Origin of the sequence: Nesterenkonia sp. DZ6 (genome assembly GCF_022565835.1) — a bacterium.
GTDB lineage: Bacteria > Actinomycetota > Actinomycetes > Actinomycetales > Micrococcaceae > Nesterenkonia.
Window position 1 is genome coordinate 1 of record NZ_JAJOYW010000002.1, and the last position, 23,791, is coordinate 23,791.

The 23,791-nt window shown below is 67.5% G+C and carries 19 protein-coding genes; 8 read left to right on the plus strand and 11 right to left on the minus strand.

The window, feature by feature from the left end:
- From LTH93_RS05635 to LTH93_RS05655, 5 genes are all read right to left on the minus strand, one after another.
- Nucleotides 1–462, minus strand: a 462-nt coding sequence (locus tag LTH93_RS05635) for a hypothetical protein (RefSeq protein WP_241470376.1), incomplete at its 3' end; no start/stop codon positions are given.
- Nucleotides 463–1,015: 553 nt separating this feature from the next.
- Nucleotides 1,016–1,756 (minus strand): aspartate/glutamate racemase family protein, encoded by a 741-nt coding sequence (locus LTH93_RS05640; protein ID WP_241465117.1) that lies wholly within the window; start codon nt 1,754–1,756, stop codon nt 1,016–1,018.
- 86 nt (nt 1,757–1,842) lie between these two features.
- Nucleotides 1,843–3,471, minus strand: coding sequence for a DUF1461 domain-containing protein (locus LTH93_RS05645; RefSeq protein WP_241470377.1), 1,629 nt, complete (start codon nt 3,469–3,471; stop codon nt 1,843–1,845).
- A gap of 488 nt (nt 3,472–3,959) precedes the next feature.
- Complete coding sequence (locus LTH93_RS13435; RefSeq protein WP_241470378.1) at nt 3,960–6,857, minus strand: helix-turn-helix transcriptional regulator; 2,898 nt, start codon at nt 6,855–6,857, stop codon at nt 3,960–3,962.
- Nucleotides 6,858–7,043: 186 nt separating this feature from the next.
- Nucleotides 7,044–8,033 (minus strand): stage II sporulation protein M, encoded by a 990-nt coding sequence (locus LTH93_RS05655; protein WP_241470379.1) that lies wholly within the window; start codon nt 8,031–8,033, stop codon nt 7,044–7,046.
- An 88-nt stretch (nt 8,034–8,121) separates the two neighbouring features.
- Between LTH93_RS05655 and LTH93_RS05660 the strand changes: the two genes are divergently transcribed.
- The 3 genes from LTH93_RS05660 to LTH93_RS05670 all read left to right on the plus strand — a co-directional run bounded on the left by LTH93_RS05660 (nt 8,122) and on the right by LTH93_RS05670 (nt 11,292).
- Nucleotides 8,122–8,895, plus strand: coding sequence for an isocitrate lyase/PEP mutase family protein (locus tag LTH93_RS05660; protein ID WP_241465121.1), 774 nt, complete (start codon nt 8,122–8,124; stop codon nt 8,893–8,895).
- A gap of 48 nt (nt 8,896–8,943) precedes the next feature.
- On the plus strand, nt 8,944–9,756 hold the full coding sequence (locus LTH93_RS05665; protein WP_241470380.1) for an RDD family protein: 813 nt from the start codon (nt 8,944–8,946) through the stop codon (nt 9,754–9,756).
- Nucleotides 9,757–9,861: 105 nt separating this feature from the next.
- The gene (locus LTH93_RS05670; RefSeq protein WP_241465123.1) at nt 9,862–11,292 is read left to right on the plus strand and encodes an aminobutyraldehyde dehydrogenase; all 1,431 of its coding nucleotides are present in this window, start codon (nt 9,862–9,864) and stop codon (nt 11,290–11,292) included.
- On the opposite strand, the gene LTH93_RS05675 is transcribed toward LTH93_RS05670, so the two are convergent.
- Nucleotides 11,273–11,956: a TetR/AcrR family transcriptional regulator gene (locus LTH93_RS05675; RefSeq protein WP_241465124.1), complete on the minus strand. Its 684-nt coding sequence runs from the start codon at nt 11,954–11,956 to the stop codon at nt 11,273–11,275. The two genes, LTH93_RS05670 and LTH93_RS05675, sit on opposite strands and share 20 nt — an antisense overlap.
- Nucleotides 11,957–12,153: 197 nt before the next feature.
- On the opposite strand from LTH93_RS05675, the gene LTH93_RS05680 reads away from it, so the two are divergent.
- From LTH93_RS05680 to LTH93_RS05700, 5 genes are read left to right on the plus strand one after another with little or no spacing between them, the layout of a single operon-like run.
- Nucleotides 12,154–13,596, plus strand: coding sequence for a flavin monoamine oxidase family protein (locus LTH93_RS05680; RefSeq protein WP_241470381.1), 1,443 nt, complete (start codon nt 12,154–12,156; stop codon nt 13,594–13,596).
- Nucleotides 13,589–14,446 (plus strand): universal stress protein, encoded by an 858-nt coding sequence (locus LTH93_RS05685; RefSeq protein ID WP_241465126.1) that lies wholly within the window; start codon nt 13,589–13,591, stop codon nt 14,444–14,446. The genes LTH93_RS05680 and LTH93_RS05685 overlap by 8 nt, the downstream gene beginning before the upstream one ends.
- Before the next feature lie 16 nt (nt 14,447–14,462).
- Complete coding sequence (locus LTH93_RS05690; protein ID WP_241465127.1) at nt 14,463–15,989, plus strand: APC family permease; 1,527 nt, start codon at nt 14,463–14,465, stop codon at nt 15,987–15,989.
- A 9-nt stretch (nt 15,990–15,998) separates the two neighbouring features.
- Nucleotides 15,999–17,084, plus strand: a complete 1,086-nt coding sequence (locus LTH93_RS05695; RefSeq protein ID WP_241470382.1) for an agmatine deiminase family protein — start codon at nt 15,999–16,001, stop codon at nt 17,082–17,084.
- Nucleotides 17,081–18,841 carry an amidase gene (locus LTH93_RS05700; protein ID WP_241470383.1) on the plus strand — a complete coding sequence of 587 codons (1,761 nt, stop codon included), beginning with the start codon at nt 17,081–17,083 and terminating at the stop codon, nt 18,839–18,841. The genes LTH93_RS05695 and LTH93_RS05700 overlap by 4 nt, the downstream gene beginning before the upstream one ends.
- A 232-nt stretch (nt 18,842–19,073) precedes the next feature.
- On the opposite strand, the gene ahcY is transcribed toward LTH93_RS05700, so the two are convergent.
- The 5 genes from ahcY to LTH93_RS05725 form a co-directional block, all read right to left on the minus strand.
- Complete coding sequence (gene ahcY, locus LTH93_RS05705; protein ID WP_241470384.1) at nt 19,074–20,564, minus strand: adenosylhomocysteinase; 1,491 nt, start codon at nt 20,562–20,564, stop codon at nt 19,074–19,076.
- Nucleotides 20,565–20,649: 85 nt separating this feature from the next.
- Complete coding sequence (locus tag LTH93_RS05710; RefSeq protein WP_241465131.1) at nt 20,650–20,856, minus strand: hypothetical protein; 207 nt, start codon at nt 20,854–20,856, stop codon at nt 20,650–20,652.
- Between the two features lie 97 nt (nt 20,857–20,953).
- The gene (locus tag LTH93_RS05715) at nt 20,954–22,477 is read right to left on the minus strand and encodes a SulP family inorganic anion transporter (RefSeq protein WP_241465132.1); all 1,524 of its coding nucleotides are present in this window, start codon (nt 22,475–22,477) and stop codon (nt 20,954–20,956) included.
- 193 nt (nt 22,478–22,670) lie between these two features.
- The gene (locus tag LTH93_RS05720; protein ID WP_370642696.1) at nt 22,671–23,051 is read right to left on the minus strand and encodes a MerR family transcriptional regulator; all 381 of its coding nucleotides are present in this window, start codon (nt 23,049–23,051) and stop codon (nt 22,671–22,673) included.
- 99 nt (nt 23,052–23,150) lie between these two features.
- Nucleotides 23,151–23,618 (minus strand): DUF3499 domain-containing protein, encoded by a 468-nt coding sequence (locus LTH93_RS05725; protein ID WP_241470385.1) that lies wholly within the window; start codon nt 23,616–23,618, stop codon nt 23,151–23,153.
- Nucleotides 23,619–23,791 lie beyond the last annotated feature (173 nt).

The following is a 23,791-nucleotide window of genomic DNA, read 5'->3' on the forward strand; positions in this document are numbered from 1 at the left end:
GGCGTCGTCCTTGACCCCAGCGGCCTCCTGCGCCGCGGTGTCCTTCACGGCCCGGCCGGCGTCCTTGGCATCACCGGCCACGTCCTGGGCCGCACTCTTGGCCTGATCTGACTTGGCCTGATCTGACGTCGCCTGATCTGACCTGCCCTGCTCGGATGAGCCCTGATCTGATGTGCCCTGGCCAGATGTGCTCTGGCCAGTGCTGGGCCGGCTCGCGCTGGCCGGACCGGACCGGGACTGGTCGGTCGTGCCCGGAGAACCTGTCTCGGAGGCATGCCGGGCGGAGTAGCCCGGTTCACCGGTCACCGGCTCCAGACCCGAGGGGGCGGCATGGACCGCGGGCACAGGTCCGGTCGCATCTGAGTCTGGTGAGGATGTCCGGGGTTCAGCTGCGGACGGGGTCTTGCTCGCGGCATCCTCTGGATTGGAAGGACGCGGGGATGTGTTGATGGGGTCAGTCATGGTTGCCTTTCGTCAGGGGCGACGGCATCGACACGATCTACGATGCCGTTCACTCCTGACGCTAGGAGCGGTGACTGTCGTTTCACTGACGACAACGTGTGCGTTTCCCCCACGTCCCAGATCAGTGCGCCACCCCGTCGGCGATCGGGTTTTGTGCCGGGCACGCCCGGCCCGGGGGATGTGGACGTGGAGTTCATGCGCCCTGACACGGGCCCCGGTACCCGGGCCCGGGCTCCGTGGCGGTCCGCGTCCGCCGCCACCAGTCGCGACGTCACTGTCTGCACGGCTCCAAGTCCTGGATGCCACCGTCGTTTCGGCCGTGCGTCTTGTCCGACTCGCCCTGCGCGGGGCATCGCCCTCGGCAGTCACCCCCGTCGAGGGAGCGCACCGACGCATCGACGCGTCGAACAGCCGACCCTCGGGGATCCATGAGCTGCCGGCCTCGGGGTCTTCACGCCGCAGCGCGGGGCGCGGAGGTGCTGTGAGTCATGCTCAGTCTGACGAACGCGGTCAGCGGCGACGCTCCATTGCTCTCAGTCCGGACCGGCCGCCCTCAAGCTCCTCCGCGCAGCGTATTCGCCTTCGTCACGACATGGTTTGCGAGCAGCACCGCAGGATCAACGAGCGGTCGCGGGGACTCCTCGGTGGTCATCGCCAGGGGGATCTCGGTGCAGGCCGCGACGATCACGTCGGCGCCCTGGGCGACCAGGGATTGGGCCACCCTGACCAGGGCGGCGCGCAGCTCGGGGCCGAGGTTGCCGCCCTTGACCGCGTAGATCGCCTCCATCACCGTGTGCTGATCGGCGGCCTCGGGAACGATCGGCTCCACCCCGTAGGCGGCCAGGCTGTCCTGGTAGAGCCCTGCGGTGAGGGTCGCATCGGTGGCCAGCAGACCGGCGGCCTTCACGTAGGGCAGGGCACTGAGGTGCTCGGCGGTCACGTCGATCATGGAGACGTACTCCAGGTCCACCTGCTCACGGACCCGCGGCAGGAAGGCGTGAGAGCCGTTGCAGGCGGCCACGTAGAACGCGGCGCCGGCGTCTTTGAGCTGCTGGGCACCCTCCGACAGCTTCGGCGTCGGGTCCTCTCCGTGGCCCACGATCGCCTGCGAGCGGTCCGGGACGGTCGGATCGGCCCAGATCATGACGCGGAGGTGCTGCTGATCCGTGGCGGCGGGAGTGGCCGCGATCAGCTTCGAATAGAAATCGACGGTGGCGGCAGGACCCATGCCGCCCAGGATCCCTACTAGGGGGCCCTGGGCGGCTGGGGCTGCGGCGGTGTTGTCACTGGTCATCAGCGAAGAGTGTACCCGGGACGCCCGCTGAGCAGGGGCCGTCGAACACTGCGGACTCAGCCCACCGAGGCGGTCTGATCCCGCTCTCAGTCGAGGTTGCGGTCACGCTTGCGACCACGAGCGGGGGTGTGGGTCGAGCTCTCGCTGTAATCCCCGTTGCCCTTGTTCAGCTCCTCGACCAGCTTGACCTTGCGACGCTCGTGCACCTCGGCCAGGCGTGCTGCCCGGCGCGCACGCCGACGGCGGGTGGGCCAGGTCGCGATCAGCAGGATCAGGGCGAACAGCACCGCGAGCGCGACTACGGCGACACCGGCGTCGATCCAGAACTGCTCGGGGTAGAGCTGGATCAGCGTGGAGTCGGTCGGGAAGGTCCAGGTGCCGTCGGCGAAGAAGATCCGGTGGAACTCGGCGAAGAAGAGCTGCCAGTCGATGATCGCCAGGACTGCGACGGCGATGATGAGGCCTAAGGTCACCCAGGCGCCGGCGAAGAGCCCGCGGGCCACTCCCCCTGGACGCCAGGCGCGAAGCAGAAGCGCCAGGATCAAGGTGATCACCAGCAGGAGGACGCCGATGAGCATGGCCCAGAGGACCACGAACTTGACGTCGACCATGTGCGCGACCTCACCCTCGGTGAACAGCTGTTCTCCACCGGGCGCGAGCTCTGACAGATAGCGCGAGTTTGCAAGGTTGGTCAGGAAGTCTGTGCCATAGGAGCCGTAGACCAGCCGGTCATCAGCGTCCATGCTGTAGGCGCCATCCGGAATCCATGGACGGTTGTAGGCCACCCAGAGGAAGAGCGGGGAGGCGACCAGGCGCACTGCGGCGACCAGCAGCAGGATCGGAGTGAAGATCGCGATCAGGACCTGGAAGAAGCGGGAGACGCCACGCTTGGAGCGGGCGACCTCATCGTTCAGGTCAGCGTCGGTGACGGACTCGTCCGAGCCGTAGGCCGCGTGGGTCTGACTGGACCCTGGACGATCGGAGCGATCAGCGGGAACTACGGCCGTGTCCTGATCGTCGGACTTCGCTTCGGCCCGATCACGACGACGCTGCTCACGTCGGCTCAGTTCGGCGGCGTTCTCCGTCGGCTGGTCGGTATCAGCACCCTGGTTCGGCGTCGCTGGAGTAGGGCTCGGCGTGGCCTGCTGCGTGGTTCTGGAATCCCCCGCAGCGCCTGATGCTGCTGCACCTGAGGTCGCGGCACCTGCTCCCTGTGCACCTGCCGCAGCCGCTCCGGTGAACGTGGTCGTGTCATCCGTCGAACGGGTGTCCCGGGGCGAGCGCAGATCATCGAGGGAACGCGTGGCATTGGGGCTCTCCGCACCGGCGCCCGGCGCAGGAGTGCGCGAAATGCTCTCGGTGGGGGCGTCCCTGCCCTGGTCGTGACGACCGGACGTGTCCTGCGGGTCGCGGGTCGCCGGGATGGCCTGGGTGGCCTGCTCATCGGGCTGACCGACGCCGGCCTGGCCTGCACCTGACTGACCCGTGCCTGACTGACCCGTGCCTGACTGACCCGTGCCTGACTGACCGGTGGCTGACTCGGCTGCACCTCGTCGACCCGACTGGGCCGGGCGCTGGTCACGCTCGGCGCTCAGGTTGTCGTCGGGAAAATCGGGCTCTTCGGATGCGAAGGCACCGTAGTCCAGCCCGGATTCAAAATCTTCGTTCTCATCGGCGGGCCTGCCGGCCTCGTTCCGATCGGAATTCGCGCTCATATCTGCCTCTCCACGCATTACTGACTCTCCTCAACAGTATGAGCGCGGCACCCCTTATGTGGGGAGGAAGCGCGGAGAGTCGGCGTCGGGCCTCGTCTCAGGTGCTCGCGAGGCGCACACCGACTGCAGGTCAGCTTCTTCGCGGCCTGAGGCGGCGTGGGGGTCACCCAGAGTCTCGGCGCTTGTCCTGGGGCTTCCTCCTGCTTCGGAGGGCGCTCAGCGCAGTCACCCTCCGGACTCGCGTAGGTCGTTTCAGTGCAAAGCTCCCGCACAGCCTTCACCAGCGTCAGGACGACATCGGCGTCTACATGCAGGAGCTGAGGTCCTGACGATCGGGTTCGAGCGCCGTTCCAATCAGCTTGCGCCCCTGCGCTTCATCCTTGTCTGAGCCTGTGGTGCGGCCCGGTCTGCACTCCGGAGTCAGATCGGAGGACGAGGGCGGGCTCGAGGTTCTCCAGCGCAGATGTTCGGCAACCTGCCAGGTGCGGCTACTGCTGCCTCGCAGGTGCCGTCGTCGTCAGCCGCCGGCGCAGGGTCTTGCGGCTGTCGAGTTCCAACTTCTTCAGAATATTGCGGACATGGGTCTCGACCGTCCGGACCGAGAGCACCAGGTGATCCGCCACCTCCCGGTTGGTCAGGCCCCTGGCGACGTGTCTGGCGACCTCACGCTCGCGTCGGGTGAGCACATGCAGCCCATCGTCGAAGTCAGCCACCACGCCGGCGCCCGCGGCTCCTCCGCGGATTCCCGCTCTCAGGCGCTGGCGGGTCTGACCGACATGTTCTGCGAGAGGCTCCACGCCGCACCGGGTGAACACCACCCCAGCCCAGGCCAGGAGGCCCAGAGCGCGAGTCCGATGCTCGCTGAGAACCTCGGGGTGCGCGGCACAGAGGTCAGCGATGTCCAGCGCCAGCAGCGCTCGGTGCAGCCGGAAGCTCCCCCGTTCAGCCTCCCCCGGGGAACGCTGCGGCTGCATGATGAGATCCAGCAGATCGATCGCGGCGAGGAGGCGCCCCATGCCTTGCCGCGGATCATCTGCAGTCAGCCCGGAGAGGTAATTCTCCGCGTATCGGCGCGAAGCGGGTGTTGCCGGGATGCTGACATCGCTGACCGTCTGGAGCAGGTCCCGCGCCTCCGCGCTCCGGTCCTGCTGGCACAGCAGGCGCCCCAGGAGCGTGACCTGCATCAGACCGATGACGCTCCACGGTGACTGCCGCTCCTTCAACGCCAGCAGCAGGTCCAGCGCACGCGGGTTCTCCTCTCGCAGCAGGCAGGCCCACGCTTCGACGAACACGCAGATCGCATCCGCCGCCGTCGGTTCGGGACCGTGCTGGGCCTTCTTCACGACATCGAGCAGCCGCTCACCGCGCGCCTGTCCACGGGCCAGGGGCACCAGCGCCGCGAAGGCATAGCCGATCAGGGCATGGACGTCTTCACCGTTGTCCAGGCCATTGGCCGCCACGCGGGTAGTCAGCTGCTCCGCTTCGTCCCAGCGTCCCGAGTAGAACAGCGAGAGGCCGAAATTAAGCCGAGCAGAGTCCAGATAGTCAGTAGCAGGCTCCTGGACAAGGGATTCGAGCATCCGAAAGGACGCCCGACACTCGCCGGCGAGCCGCATCCGAGCACCCAGCGCGGACCGCACCGCACTCGCGGCGAGCCCGGTCCCCGCGCCAGGCACTCGACGCGCCAACAGGTCTCGCAGCTCCGCCACACTCTCATCAGGGGCTCGCTCCCCCCGGCCCTTGGCGAGCACACTCCACATCTCGATGATCACCATCAGCTGCCCCAGATAGTCCCCCACCTCAGGGGCGTCCTCGCGGGACTCGGCTCCAGCACGAGACGCATCACGCCACTGTTGGATCTCGGTGAGCGCAGTCCCGAAGAAGGCAGGGCTGGGAACCCCGATGCCATAGGGGATCGCGAGCCTGCCACATTCGCTGACCGCGTAGGCGAAGACCACGACGTCCTCGGTCCGGCTGGCAGGGCCGGGCGGGAACAGCCCCAGTGAGGCCACGGCCTCGCCGGTGGAACCTCGGCGCAGCAGCATCAGGGCGTTCCACGCCGATTGCAGGGTCCCCTCGGGCATGTTCTCAAAGGCCACATCCAGGCCGTCGTTGATCACCTGGGGCAGCGCACGTCGACGGACAGCCAGGCTGATCAGTGCACGCAGGCCGCCCTCCTGGGGCAGCGCGGTGGTCACCTGCTCGATCAGGCTCTTAGCCTTCTCCCCGAACCCCTGCTCCTCCAGCTCTGCAGTGCGTTCGACTCCAAGCTCACCCAACATCACCAGGTGCTCCTGGTCCTCCCCAAGGCGAGCTGCACTGAGCCGGAATGCGAAGCTCTCCGGTCCGTCGTCGAACTCTGCCAGTGCCAGCAGAAGCCTGACCCGGTCCACCGGTGGGATCAGATCCCGGAGGGTGCTCTGCCAGCTGGCGCTGCGCAGCCGGTAGTTCACCCCCGCGGAGTCGCGGCTCACCAGATCCAGGTTCCGGAGTTCCGCCAGATCCTGCTCCTGCGCGTGGAGCCCACGCAGCAGGTACCACCCAGGCAGCGGCACGGCGGCCAGTGCCAACAGCTCGAGCACCTCGCGAGCGCTGGTGCTGAGTGATTCCATGCTTGCCACGATGTGCTGGCGGTACCGGCTGACATCTTCCTGCATGGCGGTTTCCACGCGCGCCAGCACGTGCTGGGTGCTGCGCCCGGGAAAGGATTTCGTGTGTTCCAGCCAGGTGGCCGCCTCATGCACCACCACGGGCAGCCCTCCGGTGATGTGGTGGACCTGGGCGGCTGAATGCTCCGAGATGGGCAGCCCGGTCGCGGCGCTGAGATATTCGCGAACGCCCTGCTCGCTGAGCGTGGACAGCACGATGTGGGAGGCCGCCGGATTCGACTGGGCGATCTGGACCAGGCGTTTGAGATCCTCACGCTCGGGGTGCTGCATCGTGAAGAGGAGCAGGCCCGGAGCTGGGATGATCTGGCGCAGACCCAGCGTTGCGGCCTCCACCGACACCGGGTCGGCCCAGTGGAAATCCTCCACCACGGCGATGAAGGGACCGTGCAGCGCGGCCACCCCTGATCGGGCGGCCTCGACCAGTTCCTGGGGCGTTCGGATCGTCGGGTCTGAGGCATCGGCTGAGACCAGCCTGAAGACCGAAGCCGGCTTCTGCTGATCCTCCTCCAGCAGCGTGATGGAGAACTGGCTGAACCCCTCCAGGGAGGCCAGGAACTCCTTGACGAGCGTCGTCTTTCCCACGCCCGCCTCGCCTTCGATGACGACGAGCTGAGCGTGTCCCTGGCGCGCACGTTCGGCGTGTTGCTGCAGGATCTGCATGTCGGCGGATCTGCCGACGAGCTCTCTGCGAGAGATGCCAAAACCATTGAGGGTCACTACTGAAGTCTTTCTCTGCTACGGGCCTCGAGTGTAATGATCGTGTCGGATGTGCCGTCGTACACCAGTGTGATGTGACCGGTGTCCTCAGGGAATAGGTAGAGAACTCAGTAGTCCGTGCTCTGCAGGGCCTGGGACGCAGATCACGGACCGAGGGCCGGCGCCCCAGCTGTTTCGGTCCGCGCCTCAGGCTGTGAGCTCCACCGTGCCGGCGTCGTACTTTCCGAGGTCCCCGGTGACCCCGGCCCGGTGTGCCCGCCCGCCCAGCACCAGGGTGTAGACCCAGTAGGCGGCGAGCACCGCGGCGCCGATGCCGATGCGCAGCCAGTGCGGCAGATCAGAGGGGGTCACGAAGCCTTCCACCACCCCGGAGATGAGCAGCACCAGCACCAGCCCGAAGGCCACCGTGATGAGTTTGCGCCCCTCGGCGGCCAGCGCGGCGGAGCGGCGCATCTGTCCCGGCGCGACCCAGGCCCAGAAGATCCGCAGACCAGCCGCCCCGGCGATGAAGATCGCGGTGATCTCCATCAGCCCGTGCGGCAGGATGTATAGCCAGAAGGTGGAGGCCTCGCCCTGTTCGGCCATGACTCCGGCCGCCATGCCGAGACCCTGGGCGTTGACGAAGAGCACGAAGGGCACGAAGACCCCGGTCACCCCGAAGGCGACCTCCTGGGCGGCGATCCAGGCGTTGTTGGTCCATACCTGAGCCGCGAAGCTGGAGTTCGGGTGCTCCGAGTAGTAGTTGACGAACTCGGTGCCCGCGTAGCTCTGCCGGGCATCCTCCGGCATCAGCAGATCGATCTGTGGGTGTTGGATCGTCCAGAGGGCGAAGGCGATCGTCACGGCGATGAACCCAGCCCCCAGGATCACGGTGAGCCATCGGATCCGGTAGAACGCCACCGGCAGGGTCTGCGTGAAGAAATATGCGCTGGAGACGAACACGTTCTCCCCGGACCCGGTCAGATGCGCACGGGCCCGGCCCAACGGGGCGGACAACGAGGCCACCACCGGCGAATCCGGCTCGGCCGCGCGGATCATGGACAGGTGTGTGGAGGTCCGCTCGTAGAGCCGCAGCATCTCATCGGCCTCTCCGGCGGAGAGTCGACGGCGCGAGGCCAGCGTGGCGAGCCGGTCCCACTCATGCTGATGCACGGCGATGAAGGCGTCGATATCCACGCCATGAGACTACCCCGTACTCAGCGCGTCACGGCGGCACCTGCGGGACCACCTTCCCTCGACGTCGCGCGTGTGCCACGATGCGGAGATGACTACTTCTGCGCAGCATGCCCAGCGTCTCCTCGAGCTCCACCACCAGGCCACCCCGGTCATCCTGCCCACCGTCTGGGACGCCTGGTCGGCCGAGACGTGCGCCTCCCTCGGCTTCTCTGCGCTGACCATCGGCAGCCACCCGGTGGCGGACTCCCTGGGTGAGGCCGACGGCGAGGCCATGGAGCTGTCCGACGTCCTGAACGTGGTGCGACGCATCACCGACGTCGTCGACATCCCGGTCTCGGTGGATCTGGAGTCCGGATATGACACTCCCGCCGAGGAGCTGGTGCACCGGACCCTGGAGGCCGGCGCGGCCGGGATCAACATCGAAGACACGGTCCATTCGATGGACGAGATGCGCTCCCCCGAGGAGCACGCCGCCTACATCGCCGCGATCCGCGCCGCCGCCGACGCCGCGGGGACGCATCTGGTGATCAACGGCCGCACCGATGCGTTCACCACCGACGAAGACCCGGAGGCCCAGCTCAAGGATGCGCTGCACCGGATGCGCCTGCTCGAGCAGGCCGGAGCGGATTCGCTCTACCCCGTGAAGGTCCCCTCCCGGGACTTCCTGGAACGGATCCTGGCGGCGGTGAATACCCCGCTGAACGTGACGGCCCACCCGGTCAACGGCGCGATCCCCGAGGGACTGAGCCTCGAGGAGCTTTCGAAGCTGGGCGTGAAGCGGGTGTCCTTCGGTCCGCTGCTGCAGCGCAGCCTCACCGAGGCGATGGGTGAGATCCTCCAGCCCTGGACTCCCACCGCCTAGATGACCGCCGACGCGTGACGCCGCCCCCGGAACGCTACGCTTGGGCCCATGCGCAATGTGATCACCGGTGAAGGCGTCGAGCTGGAGCTTCCGGCCGCCTCGCTGATCACCCGCGCCGCCTCGCTGATCGTGGACCTGATCATCGCCTGGGCCGCGCTGCTGGCCTTCCTGCTCCTCTCCGGCATGGCCGCGGGCGCCGGCGCCGTCGACCCGGCCCTGGAGGCCGCGGTCATGCTCGGCGGGGCCGTGCTGTGCCTGGTGATCCTGCCGATGACGGTGGAGACCCTGTCTCGAGGTCGATCGGTGGGGCGGCTGATCTTCGGCACCCGGGTGGTGCGCGACGACGGCGGCGCGATCCGGCTGCGCCATGCCGGAATCCGCGCGCTGGTCGGCTTCGGGGAGATCTACCTCAGCTTCGGGATCATCCCGCTCTTCGCCGGGATGTTCAGTCGGCGCACCAAGCGCCTGGGCGACATGGTCGCCGGCACCTACGTGATCCGGGTCCGCCAGCCGGCGGTGAAGCCGATGATGCTGCCGGTGCCCCCGCAGCTGACCTCCTGGACCCAGATCGCTGACCTGGGCCGGATCCCGGACACCGTGGCTGCTCGAGCCTCGCGGTTCCTGCGCACCATCCAGGACAGCCCTCGCGGGCACAACACCCAGGCGCTGGAGCACACCGCCAGCCGGCTGGCCGATGAGGTCGCCGGCCACGTCGCTCCGCCGGCCCCGCCCTCCTCCGCCACAGAGTTCCTGGTTGCGGTCATGGCTGAGCGTCGCAACCGCGAATATCGACGGCTGCGCATCCAGGCCGAGCGGCAGCACCGGCTGGGCCAGCGGCTTCACCGACTGCCCTACAGCTGAGCGGGACGCCTCCGCTCCCTCACGGATTCTCCAGGAGTGTTGCGCATCACATGCTCTCACCGTAAAATGAATCCGAATCATTATCTGAGTGTGGAGGAGATCTCTGTGAGCTCGCGGCTTGAGAACTACATCAACGGATCATTCGTGGCAGCCAGGGGTTCGACGGAGATGGACGTCACCAGTCCCGTCACCGGCGAGCGCGTCGCCCTTTCCCCGGTCTCCGATGCGGCCGACGTCGACGCCGCCTTCGCCGCGGCGCACGAAGCCTTCCGCTCATGGAAGTCGGTGACGCCGTCGGAACGCCAGCGCTGCCTGCTGGCGCTGGCGGACAAGATGGAGCAGCATTCCGACGAGCTGGTCGAGGCTCAGCACCGCAACACCGGACAGCCGCGGCGGATCATCGCCGAGGAAGAGGTGGCCGTCGGCGCTGACCAGCTGCGTTTCTTCGCCGGGGCGGCACGACTGCTCGAAGGCCGCGGAGCGGCGGAATATCTGGAAGGACACACCTCCTATGTGCGGCGCGAGCCGGTCGGCGTCGTCGCGCAGATCACTCCGTGGAACTTCCCGCTCATGATGGCCATCTGGAAGATCGGACCCGCCCTGGCCGCGGGCAACACCATCGTGCTCAAGCCCGCAGAGACCACACCCGAATCCACCCTGGTGCTGGCACGGCTCGCCGGGGAGGTGCTGCCCGCCGGCGTGCTGAACGTGGTGCTCGGCGACGGCAGCACCGGGCAGCTGCTCACCGAACACGGCACCCCCGCGATGGTGGCGATCACCGGCTCGGTGCGCGCGGGCCAGGCCGTCGCGACGTCTGCCGCGAAGTCGGTCAAGCGCACCCATCTGGAACTGGGCGGCAAGGCTCCTGCGGTGGTCTTCGCCGACGCAGATCTGCACAAGGCAGCCGAGATGATCCTGACCTTCGGCACCTTCAACGCCGGCCAGGACTGTACGGCGGTGACCCGAGTCCTGGTTCAGGACAGCGTCCACGACGCGTTCGTCGAGCTTCTCGCCGCCCAGGCGGCAAAGCTCACCACCGGCGAGCTCGATGATGCGAAGAACGACTACGGCCCGCTGAACAACGTGCGCCACTTCGAGACCGTCTGCACCAAGCTGGAGAACATCCCCGACCACGCCACGGTGATCACCGGGGGCGCACCGTCGAAGGACTCCAAGGGATTCTTCGTGAAGCCCACCATCATCACCGGGGTTCGCCAGGAGGACGAGCTGGTCCAGGAGGAGACCTTCGCCCCGGTGCTCACGGTGCAGCCCTTCTCCACCGAGGAGCAGGCCGTGGAGCTGGCCAACGGCGTGGACTACGCGCTGGCCTCGAGCGTCTGGACCACGAATCAGGGACAGGCGATGCGGATGAGCCGCGATCTCGACTTCGGCTGCGTCTGGGTCAACACCCACCTGCTGCTGGTGGCCGAGATGCCACACGGCGGGTTCAAGGCCTCCGGCTACGGCAAGGACCTCTCGCTCTACTCAGTGGAGGAATACACCCGGGTCAAACACGTCATGCATGCCTTGGACTGAACGTCTCACCCTTCTCGACCCGGCGAGCCAGCCCGTCTACGAGGACCTCCAGGGTCATCTCAAAGGCTCGATCAGCCGAGGCGCGGGCGTCGGCTGATCGCAGCTCGGCTGCCCGGGCGAAGGTGGGTGCGATGTCGAGGCTGCCGCCCGGGTCGAAGATGTCCGCCGGGGCTGCGGCGTCATAGGCCGCTCCGAAGACCAGCGCCTCGATCCCGGCGATGATGTCCACCGCGGCGCGGTCTTCGATCCCAGCCGAGTGCAGGGCGCTGAAGACCCGCTCGTACATCCGCAGCGACTGCGGAGCGTCAGCGATGGGCAGCACGGCGATCAGCGGAATCAGCTCGGTGTGCTGCACATAGCACTCACGATAGGAGCGCGCCCAGACGCTCAGCGCCTCCGGCCAGGGCAGCCGGTCGAAGGCGGAACAGTCGATCGATTCGTTGAGCCGATCCTGGATCAGCACCAGCACGTCCTGCTTGGAGGACACGTGGTTGTACAGCGCCGAGGCCGACACCCCGAGCTTGCGCGCCAGACCCGCCATGGTCAGATGGTCATACCCGCGCTCGGCGACCAAGGTCATGGCCTTGCCTGCGATCACCCCGCGCGAGAGCACCGGGGAGGTGGGTCGACCTCGTCCTCGAGATCGCGTCTTCTCCGCAGTCACTGTGCAATTCCCCCTGCTCATCTCGCGCCGTCGGCGACAGCGTCGACACCGGTGATCCGTCAGTCACTGGCCGCTGGCCACGAGGGCCCAGTCTATGGGCCTGACATCACCCCGGCGAAAATCTCCAGCAGGTCTTGACAACCGCTCGAGACTCCCCGTTAATGAATATAGTTAATTTATCCGCGAAGGGGAACAGCATGGAAGCTAAACGATCACTGGGCAGCAGCGAAGCGCGCGAGTGCGACGTCGTCGTCGTCGGCGCGGGACCCGCCGGGCTGATGGCCGCCCGGACGCTGCAGGCCGCAGGCCGCTCCACCATCGTGCTGGAGGCGCGAGACCGCGTCGGCGGGCGCACCTGGTCCCAAGAGATCGACGGCGCCTTCCTGGAGATCGGCGGCCAGTGGGTCTCCCGGAACCAGACCGCACTCCTGGAGCTCCTCGAAGAGCTGGGAATGGAGACCTTCACCCGCTACCGGGAGGGTGCGAACCTCTACCTCGACCGCGACGGCGTCCGCCACGAGTTCACCAGCGAGATGTTTCCCGCACCGGAGCACACTGTCGCAGAGATGCAGCGGATCATCGGGATCCTCGACGAGCTGTCCGCCTCCATCGGGCCCGAAGAGCCCTGGGCCCATCCGATGGCGCGCGAGCTCGACACCGTGACCTTCAACGCGTGGCTGCGCAGCCAGACCGAGGACGCCGCCGCCCGGGAGAACATTGCGATCTTCCTCGCCGGCGGGATGCTCACCAAACCCGATCACGCCTTCTCCGCGCTGCAGGCGGTACTGATGGCCACCTCCGCCGGATCCTTCAGCAACCTGGTGGACGAGGATTTCATCCTCGACCGCCGCGTGGTCGGCGGGATGCAGAGCGTCTCCGAAGCGATGGAGGCCCGGTTGCCCGCCGACTCGGTGCAGCTCTCCACCCCGGTGCGCACCATCGCCTGGAACCCCGACGGCGGGGTCACCGTCTTCTCCGATCGGGTCACCGTGCGAGCCCGCGAGGTCATCATCGCGGTGCCGCCGAACCTGTACTCGCGGATCAGCTTCGAGCCGCCGCTGCCACGGCTCCAGCACCAGATGCATCAGCACCAGTCCATGGGCCAGGTGATCAAGGTCCACGCGGTCTACGACCGTCCCTTCTGGCGAGAACAGGGTCTCTCCGGCACCGGCTTCGGTCCCAACGAGGTCTGCCAGGAGGTCTACGACAACACCAACCACCAGGACCAACGCGGCACCCTCGTCGGCTTCGTCTCTGATGAAGTGGCCGATCAGATGTTCACCCTCACCGCGCAGCAGCGCCGCGAAACGATCCTGCGCTCACTCGCCGCCTACCTGGGCGAGGAGGCGCTGACTCCAGAGGTCTACTACGAGTCGGACTTCGGCTCCGAGGAATGGACCCGCGGCGCCTACGCCGCGAGCTTCGACATCGGCGGACTCTCCCGCTACGGCGCGCATCAGCGCAGCGCGGTAGGTCCGCTGCACTGGGCCTGCTCCGACCTGGCGGCGGAAGGCTACCAACACGTCGACGGGGCGCTTCGGCAGGGACGCCGGACCGCCGCGGACGTCGTGGACCGCCTGGCGGGGAACACAGATGATGACGCGCAGCACACCGATCATGTGGAGGAGAACCATGGCTGAGAAGACTATTCGCCGGGTGGCGGTGGGCTTCGGCGGCGACGAGCGAAGCCTCGACGCCCTGGCGCTGGGAATCGCGCTGGCCCGGTCGGCCGGGGCACGACTCGACCTCATCCTGGTGATCCGCCAGGACTCGGCGTTCAAGCAGGAATATCCCCCGGTGGGAAGCGTCGTCGGGATCATCGCCGAACAGGCCCAGCAGTGGATCGCCGAGGCCGAAGCCGTCATCCCGCCCGAGATCAGGCACCACAGCCACATCCGCCCCGCCGGCTCGATCGCCGAGGGACTCGTCTCCGCGGTGCAGGAGCTGGACTCCGACGTGCTGGTCACCGGCTCCGGCATCGGGTTCGGCCGGATCATGACCCACCCGGCGGTCACCGCGCTGCTGCACAGCTCCCCCGTCCCGGTGGCGCTGGCCCCCGCGGGCTACCGGGCGAACACGCAGATCACCGACGTGATGGCCGCCGTCTCCGCCGCTCACCCCGACCACCAGGTCACCCGTTCAGGTGAATCCTGGGCAGGCCAGCTGGGTGCCGCGCTGACCTTCGTGACCTTCGAGGACAAGGAATCCGGTCCGGCCCGGCACGATGCCGGGAAGGGGCCCGATGCCGACGCCGGAACAGCTTCCGCTGAGCCGATCAAGCACATCCTCGCCACCGGACGGACGCTGCGCCACGCGGTGGGCACGGTGGACTGGCCACAGGGCGGGATCCTGCTCATCGGCTCGTCCCCGCTGGCGCGACGCCGGCACATCTTCCTGGGCATGACGGCCGCCCGGGTGCTCTCCCATCTGCCGATCCCCATGGTCCTGCTGCCGCGCGACCCTGACACCAGCGCGCCCGCCGCGCGCTGACCGAGGAGACCACACCATGCGCGAACCCCGCAGCACCGACATCCAGACACCGGACCGACACACCCACAGCAAGGGACTGAGCATCGGAAGCATCGGTGCGCTCGGTGCTGTGGTCATCGGTGTCTCCACGATCGCCCCCGCCTACACCCTCTCCGGGGCGCTGGGCCCCACCGCCTCCGCCGTCGGTGATCACCTGCCGGCGGTGCTGATCGTCGGGTTCATCCCGATGCTGCTGGTCGCGCTGGGCTACCGACAGCTCAACCGCGCGATGCCCGACGCCGGCACCACCTTCACCTGGGCGTCGAAGGCCTTCGGTCCGTGGATCGGCTGGATGGGAAGCTGGGGCCTGCTCGCCGCGACCATCCTGGTGCTCTCCAACCTGGCCGGGATCGCGGTGGACTTCTTCTACCTGGCGATCAGCCAGATCACCGGAGTCGACTCGATCGCAGAGCTGACCCGCAACGTTCCGATCAACGTGATCACCTGTGTGATCTTCATGGCCGCGGCCGCCTACGTCTCCTACCGAGGCATGGAGACCACCAAGACCGTGCAGTATGTGCTGGTCTCCTTCCAGGTCCTGGTGCTGCTCTGGTTCGCCGTCGCTGCGTTCCGCCAGGTCTCCGCGGGCTCAGCCTTCGACGCCACGGCCTTCAGCTGGGAATGGTTCAACCCCTTCGGCATCGAGTCCTTCTCCGCCTTCTCCGCCGGCATCGCACTCTCGGTCTTCATCTACTGGGGCTGGGACGTGGTGCTGACCATGAACGAGGAGTCTCGCGGCACCACCACCACCCCGGGGCGGGCCGCGATCCTGACCATCCTGGTGGTCGTCAGCCTCTACACCATCGTCACCCTCGGGGCGCTGACCTTCGCCGGCGTCTCCGACGGCGAGTTCGGCCTGGGCAACCCCGACATCCAGGAGAACGTCTTCGCGGCGCTGGCCGGACCGGTCATGGGCCCGATGGCGATCCTGATGTCGCTGGCGGTGCTCTCCTCCTCGGCCGCCTCGCTGCAGTCCACCATGATCTCCCCGGCCCGCACCATGCTGGCCATGGGCCACTACGGCGCCCTCAACCGGAAGTACGCCCAGGTCAGCCCGCGCTATCAGACACCTGCCTACGCCACCGTCGTCGCCGTGGTGATCGCCTCGGTGTTCTACGTGGTGATGCGCATCATCTCGGAGAACGTCCTGTGGGACACCATCACCACTTTGGGCATGATGGTCTGCTTCTACTACGGGATCACCGCGCTGGCCTGCGTCTGGTATTTCCGCGGTGAGGCCACGGCCTCCGCCGGGGACTTCTTCAACAAGCTGCTCGCTCCCCTGGTCGGCGGGATCCTGCTGCTGATCTTCTTCTTCCAGACCATCTGGGACTCCATGGACCCCGACTACGGCTCCGGCTCGGAGATCGGCGGCGTCGGCCTGGTCTTCATCCTGGGCATGCTGGTCTTCAGCCTCGGCATCGCCGCGATGTTCTGGCAGCACCACAAGCGGCCGGAGTTCTTCCGCCGGCGCTTCGAGACCACCGAATTCCCTACCCTCTGACGGAGCCCTATGACCTCGCCCCACGACCCGCTCCGGATGCCCCCGGAATGGGCGCCGCATGACCGGACCTGGATGGCCTTCCCACCTGCCAACGCAACCTTCGGCGACCCCGGTTCAGACACCCTGGACGCCGTCCGCGCGGCCTGGGGTCGGGTCGCCCGGGTGATCGCCGATCACGAACCCGTCACCGTGGTGGCAGATCCGCTGGACCTGCCGGTGGCCCATGAGCTGCTCGGCGACGCAGTCACGCTGCGGCCGATGCCCTTGGATGACGCCTGGATGCGCGATATCGGGCCGACCTTCGTCCATCGGGCCGATGGCGAGCTCGCCGCGGTGGACTGGGCGTTCAACGGCTGGGGCGCGCAGAGCTGGGCGAACTGGACCCGCGATCAGCACATCGCCGCCGCCGTGACTGCAGTTTCGGGAGCCGCGCGGGTCACCAGCCTGTTGGTCAATGAGGGCGGGGGCTTCCACGTGGATGGTCGCGGCACGGTGCTGCTGACCGAGACGGTCCAGCGCGATGTCGGCCGGAATCCTGGACAGTCCCATGAACAGATCGAGGCCGAGATCCACGCCGCACTGGGCACCACCCATGCCGTCTGGTTCCCACGCGGACTGACCCGGGACTATGAGGAGTACGGGACCCGCGGCCACGTGGACATGTTCGCGGCCTTCACCCCGTCCGGGAGCATCCTGCTGCACCGCCAGGACGACCCGGCCCACCCGGACTACGAGGTGACCCGCGAGCTGCGCGCCTTCCTGGAGACGGCTCACGATGCCGCCGGCGATCCGTTCCGCATCATCGACGTCCCGGCGCCGGCCACCATCCTCGATGACGGCGAGCATGTGGACTGGACCTACATCAACCACTATGTGGCCAATGGGGTGGTGGCCCTGTGCGCCTACGACGACCCCAACGACGACACCGCCGCCGCGATCCTCGCCGAGGCCTATCCCGACCGGCGCATCGAACTTCTCGACGCCCGAGACATCCTGCGCTTCGGCGGCGGCATCCACTGCATCACGCAGCAGCAGCCCTCCGCCGTGAGCCACTCGGCGCCGCTGAGCCTGGTCGACGGAGAGACGGACCGATGAGCGGGTCACCGGAGAGCGCCTTCGACGTCGTCGAAGCCACCATCGCCCAGCTGCGCGACGCCCTGGATCGCGGCGCGCTCACCAGCGAGCAGCTGGTGAAGGCGTATCTGGACCGGATCGAGGCGTACGACCGGCAGGACACCCAGCACGGTCCCCGACTCAACGCCACGGTGGTGATGAATCCACGAGCCCTCGAGGAGGCTCGTGCCTCAGACGCGCGGCGTGCCGCGGGCGAACCGCTGGGCGCGCTCGAAGGAATCCCCTACACCGCCAAAGACAGCTACAAGGCCGCCGGGCTGACCGTGGCCGCCGGCTCCCCCGCCTTCGCGGACCTGGTGGCACAGCAGGACTGCTTCGTCGTGGAGCGGCTGCGCGGCGCGGGAGCGATCCTGCTCGGGCTGACGAACATGCCTCCGATGGCCAACGGCGGGATGCAGCGCGGCCTCTACGGCAGAGCCGAGAGCCCCTACAATTCGGCGTTCCTGACTTCCGCCTTCGCCTCCGGATCCTCCAACGGTTCCGGCACGGCGACCGCGGCCAGTTTCGCCAGCTTCGGGCTGGCTGAGGAGACCTGGTCCTCCGGTCGGGCACCGGCCTCGAACAACGCGCTCTGCGCCTACACCCCTTCCTGGGGCGTCATCTCGATGCGGGGGAACTGGCCGCTGGTGCCGACCATGGACGTCGCCGTGCCGCACACCCGCACGATGTCCGACATGCTCGAGGTGCTGGAGGTGATCGTCGCCGATGACGCGCAGCCCCGCGGGGACTTCTGGCGGGTTCAGCCCTGGCTCGCTCTGCCACCGGCCTCTGCGCTGCGCCCGGACTCCTACGCCGCCCTTGCGGCAGATGACCCTTCTGCTGCCCGCGAGGTGCTGGGAGGGCTGAACATCGGCGCGCCCCGGATGTACCTGGGCGAGGATCCTGAGGCTGGCACCGCCGCGCCCAGATTCGACGGGGTGACCGGCATCGGGGGATCCACCGGACGAAGGGTGCTCCCGCGAGCCTCGGTGCTCGAGCTGTGGGAGGCCGCGGTCGAGAGCCTCACCGCCGCCGGCGCCACGCTCGCCCGCAGCGACCTGCCGGTGGTGTCCAACTACGAGGGGGACCGGCCGGGAGCTCCGACCATCAAGACCCGCGGGCTCGTGTCGGAGGAGTACCTCCGCCAGGAGGTGGGGCTGCTCTCTGCCTGGTCCTGTGAGGATTTCCTGGCGGCCAACGCGGATCCAGCCCTGCACAGCCTCGTCCGCGTCGACGGCAGCCAGATCTTTCCGCCTCCGCCCGGGGCTCTGCCGGATCGCTACGACGGCTTCGATGATGACATCGCAACCCTGCCGGAGCTGGTGCGTGCCCACCCCGACCTGCACCTGGCGGGCATTCCGCTGATGCAGGACGGCATCGAAGGGCTCGTCCGCACCCGCGAGCTCGACTTCGAGCAGTGGATGGATCACCACGGCTTCGACGTCATCGCCTTTCCCGCGGTGGCCGACGTCGGGCCGGCGGATGCAGACGTCTCGGCGGACTCGGCCGAGCTGGCCTGGCGCAACGGGGTATGGGTCGCCAACGGCAATCTCGTCTGGCGCCACCTGGGGATTCCCACGGTGACGGTGCCCATGGGCACCATGGCGGACACCGGGATGCCGGTGGGGCTGACCTTCGCCGGACGCCCCTATGAGGATGCCCGGCTGCTGCAGATCGCCGCCGCCTTCGAAGCCACGGGGCAGCGCCGCACCGAACCACCGCTGACTCCTCGACTGTGAATCCTGCAGGCATCGAATCGAGCCGCGTCGTCCTCCGCGCCCGGCTCCCCGCACGCCCTCAGCAAGCCCCCTGCAGCAATCTGTCGCAAGACTGAAGAAGCCTGAACCTGGCGCGGCACGAACGTGTGCAGCGCACAGGCATGAGGCCCGACGCAGACGGCGCCCCCGACAGCCGGGGCTGCTGGGGACGCCGTCGCACCTCAGGCTCTGCCTGAGGGATCAGCTGGGGGAATCAGTAGCGGTAGTGCTCCGGCTTGTACGGGCCGGCCACGTCCACGCCGAGGTAGTCGGCCTGGTCCTTGGAGAGCTCGGTGAGCCGGGCGCCGAGGGCGTCCAGGTGCAGCCGGGCGACCTTCTCGTCGAGGACCTTGGGCAGCACGTAGACGTCGGTCTCGTAGCGGTCCTCGCCGGTGTAGTCCGGTGCGGTCTTGGCGAAGAGCTCGATCTGCGCGATGGTCTGGTTCGCGAACGAGGAGCTCATCACGAAGCTGGGGTGTCCGGTGGCGTTGCCCAGGTTCAGCAGCCGACCCTCGGAGAGCAGGATGATCGAGTGGCCCTCGGCGCGGGAGCCGTCGGCAGGCATGACCCACTCGTGCACCTGCGGCTTGATCTCGACCTTCTGCACGCCGGGGATCGCGGCGAGGCCTGCGATGTCCACCTCGTTGTCGAAGTGTCCGACGTTGCCGACGATGGCCTTGTTCTTCATCTTCTGCATCGCCTCGGCGGAGATGATGTCCTTGCCGCCGGTGGTGGTGATGAAGATGTCCCCGGTCTCCAGCACGTCTTCCAGGCGGGCGACCTGGTAGCCGTCCATGGCTGCCTGCAGCGCGTTGATCGGGTCGATCTCGGTGATGATCACCCGGGAGCCCTGGCCGCGCAGCGCCTCGGCGGCACCCTTGCCCACATCGCCGTAGCCGCAGACCACGGAGACCTTGCCGCCGATGAGCACATCGGTGGCGCGCATGATGCCGTCGGGCAGCGAGTGGCGGACGCCGTACTTGTTGTCGAACTTGGACTTCGTGACCGAGTCGTTGACGTTGATCGCCGGGAACAGCAGCTTCCCGTCACGGGCGAACTGGTAGAGCCGGTTCACACCCGTGGTGGTCTCCTCGGTGACGCCGCGCAGGTTCTTCGCGATCCCGGTCCAGCGCTGCGGGTTCTCCTCGAGGGACTTACGCAGCGTGGCCAGCACGTAGTGGTACTCCTCGGGATCGGAGTCCTGCGCCGAGGGCACGGCGCCGGCAGCCTCGAACTCGACGCCCTTGTGCACCAGCATGGTGGCGTCGGCGCCGTCGTCGAGGATCATGTTCGCACCCACGGTGGGATCCTCATCCACACCGGGCCAGGCGAAGATCTGGCTGGCGGTCCACCAGTACTCCTCGAGGGACTCGTTCTTCCAGGCGAAGACCGGCACGCCCTGCGGGTCCTCAGGAGTTCCGCGCGGACCGACGACGACGGCGGCCGCCGCCTCGTCCTGGGTGGAGAAGATGTTGCAGGAGGCCCAGCGGACCTCGGCGCCCAGGGCGGTGAGGGTCTCGATCAGCACGGCGGTCTGCACGGTCATGTGCAGCGAACCGGCGATGCGGGCTCCGGCCAGCGGCTGGGAGTCGCCGTACTCCGCGCGCAGGGACATCAGCCCGGGCATCTCGTGCTCGGCCAGCCGAATCTGGTGGCGGCCGGCTTCGTGTTGGGAGATGTCCGCGATGCGGTAGTCAAAACTCATAGGTATAGGAATCCTTCTGCTGTGTCGGGTGAGAGTTCGATGCCGTGCTTGGTGACGTGCTTGGTGACGTGCGGCGGGCAGAGGCTCAGCGCGGGGCGAGCAGCGTCGGCACGCCGCGTTCGATCGCGTAGCGCAGGCTGGGGTCATCCGTGGAGATGAGCTGATCCCCGTCCTGGCGCAGGGTGCTGCCGCTGACCGGACAGCGCAGGATCTTCAGCAGATCGTCAGAGAGTGCGACGGCGGCCCGCCCCGGTGTGGGGCTCGGCGCGACGGAGGACTGGGCACTGGGCATGGCCCAAGCCTACCGCGCAGGGCACAGCAGAGGGCCGGCGTCGTCATCCGACGACACCGGCCCTCTGTGCATTCAGTTCAGGCTGTTGCGGGGCTGGTCAGTGACCGGCACCGAGGTTTCCGGCCATCCGCTCGTGCAGAGCGGCGCTGGCGGTGTTGAGACCCGAGATCTCCACCCGCTTGCCGTACTTGGAGTACTTCTCGGTGATCGCGTCCAGGGAGGCCACGGTGGAGGCATCCCAGACGTGGGAGTTGTACATGTCGATCACGATGTGGTCGGGATCCTCCGCGTAGTTGAACTGGGTGTAGAGATCGTTGGAGGAGGCGAAGAACAGCTCGCCCCTGACCTCGTACTTCGCGATCTCCTCACCGAAGTGCTGTTCGATCCGGCGCTCCACGGTGGCCAGGTGAGCCACCCGGCGGGCGAAGAGCACCATGGCGGTGAGCACTCCGAGGCCCACACCGATGGCCAGGTTGTGCGTCCAGACGGTGGCGATGACGGTGACCAGCATGACCGCGGTCTCGGACTTGGGCATCATCTTCAGGGTCGAAGGCTTGATGCTGTGCCAGTCGAAGGTGGCGACGGAGACGAAGATCATCACGGCCACCAGCGCGGCCATCGGGATCATCGCGACGACGTCGCCGAGCGCAACCGCGAGGATAAGGACGAAGATCCCGGCGCAGAAGGTGGAGATGCGGGTGCGCGCACCCGAAGCCTTCACATTGATCATGGTCTGACCGACCATGGCGCAGCCGCCCATGCCGCCGAAGAAGCCGGTGATGATGTTCGCGGCGCCCTGTCCCCAGGACTCGCGCACCTTGCCGGAGCGGGTGTCGGTGACGTCGTCGACCAGCTTGGCGGTCATCAGCGACTCGAGGAGCCCGACTGCTGCCATTCCCAGCGCGTAGGGCGCGATGATCTGGAAGGTCTCCATGGTGAAGGGGACATCCGGGATGAACAGCTCGGGGATCGACTGGGGCAGCTCGCCCTTGTCACCCACGGTGGGCACGTTCAGCGCGAAGACCACACCGAGCACGGTCAGCAGCACGATGGCCACCAGCGGCGGCGGCACGATGCTGGTGATCCGCGGCAACAGGTAGATGACCACCAGACCGAGGGCCACCAGCGGGTAGACCAGCCACGGGACGCCGATGAGATCGGGGAACTGCGAGGTGAAGATCAGGATCGCCAGCGCATTGACGAACCCGACCATCACCGAGCGGGGAATGAAGCGCATGATCTTCGCTACGCCGATGACCGCCAGCAACACCTGGAAGACACCGGCGAGGATGACCGCGGCGATGAAGTAGTCGATGCCGTGGCTTGCCACCAGCGGAGCGATGACCAGGGCGGTGGCGGCGGTGGCGGCGGAGATCATTGCGGGGCGTCCACCGAGGAAGGCGATCGAGACCGCCATCGTGAAGGAGGCGAAGAGCCCATAGCGTGGGTCCACGCCGGCGATCAGCGAGAACGCGATGGCCTCGGGGATCAGCGCCAGCGCCACGACCAGTCCGGCCAGGATCTCGGTCTTGAGCAGGCGCGGGGACTTGAGTGTGCGAAGAACCGACTGGCGTTCTTCGGGTGACAGCTCCTCGGCGACGGCCGTGGGCTTGTGTGCCATGAGGCTCCGTTCTCGGGTTGTGGACACAGCAGTGTCCATCGGATTACATACGACGTGCGGATGCGCAGCGCTGCGCAGGAAAGATTGGGGGAACCGGTGAGACAACCTCTAACCGGTCACGCCAAGAACCCTACCCTAACGTTAGGTGAGGGTTCACGTTCTGTGGTCAATGTCTCACCAGGTGGGCGCAGCCTCAGCTGCTGAGCTGGTTCCTGAGCTGTTCGGCCAGCAGATCTGCCTGTTCCAGGTAGGCCGCGAGCTTGGCGCGCTCCCGGTCCACATGCTCCAGTGACTCTTGCGCCCGATTGCGCTGATCCGCGTCGAGGGTGTCCAGCTCCAGCAGCGCCACGACCTCGGAGAGCTCCTCGAGGCTGAACCCCAGCGGTTTAAGGTACTTGATCCGCATCAGCCGCTGCTGGTCCGCTTCGCTGTAGAGCCGAAAGCCACCCTCGGTGCGGCCGCTGGCCGGAAGCAGGCCGACGTCGCCGTAATGGCGGATGGTCCGCAGGGACAGGCCGGTGCGATCGGCAAGCTCGCCGATGTGCATGGCTTCTGCATGCGGACCTGTGCTCACGTGACCTCCCGGTGTCTCTGGCACGTCACTCTATCAACGCCTGCGAAGCCGGATGACCTGGCCTGAGGAGTCCACGCGCGCGTCGGTTCAGCTCTCGACTCAGTCGTCGAGCATGCGCAGATGACCGCGGGAGATCCCGGGACCTCCGACGCGGACGGGCCGAGCCATTCGATCCCGGGTGGAGCGGGTGGGCAGCTCGGGCTCAGCGCCGCGCTCTGTTCCACGCTCCGCTGCCGGAGCAGACTGTCCTGACTGCTCTGCCTGACGCTGGGCCTCTTGGGCCAGCGCCCAGGCGGCTTGGACCTCCGGGGACTCGCGCACGGCGTCCGCCAGGGCCAGGAGGTCATCCTCCTGCTTCGGCGCTGAGGTCAGGGTCAGCCGAAGCACCTCCCAACCACGTGGCGGCGTGACCGACGCTGCGTGACGGTCGCAGAGATCATAGGTGTGCGGCTCCGCGAAGACGCTCAGCGGGCCCACCACCACGGTGGAGTCTTTATAGGAGTAGGTCAGGGTGGCGGCGGCAGGCCGCTCACAGCTGTTTCTGGTGCATCGACGCGAGGAATCCACGAGAGACCACCCTAGCAACCACTCCCCCGGATGCCTGGCAGGCACGACTGGTCGAGGCTTGCGGCCGGGGTGATCTCCGGCTGCTGGGACTGCGGCCGGCGGCCCGCCTGCGCCACCATCACGACGTCGGCCTTCACGAGTGCCGGGGCGAGGTGGCAGACAGGAAACGCGAG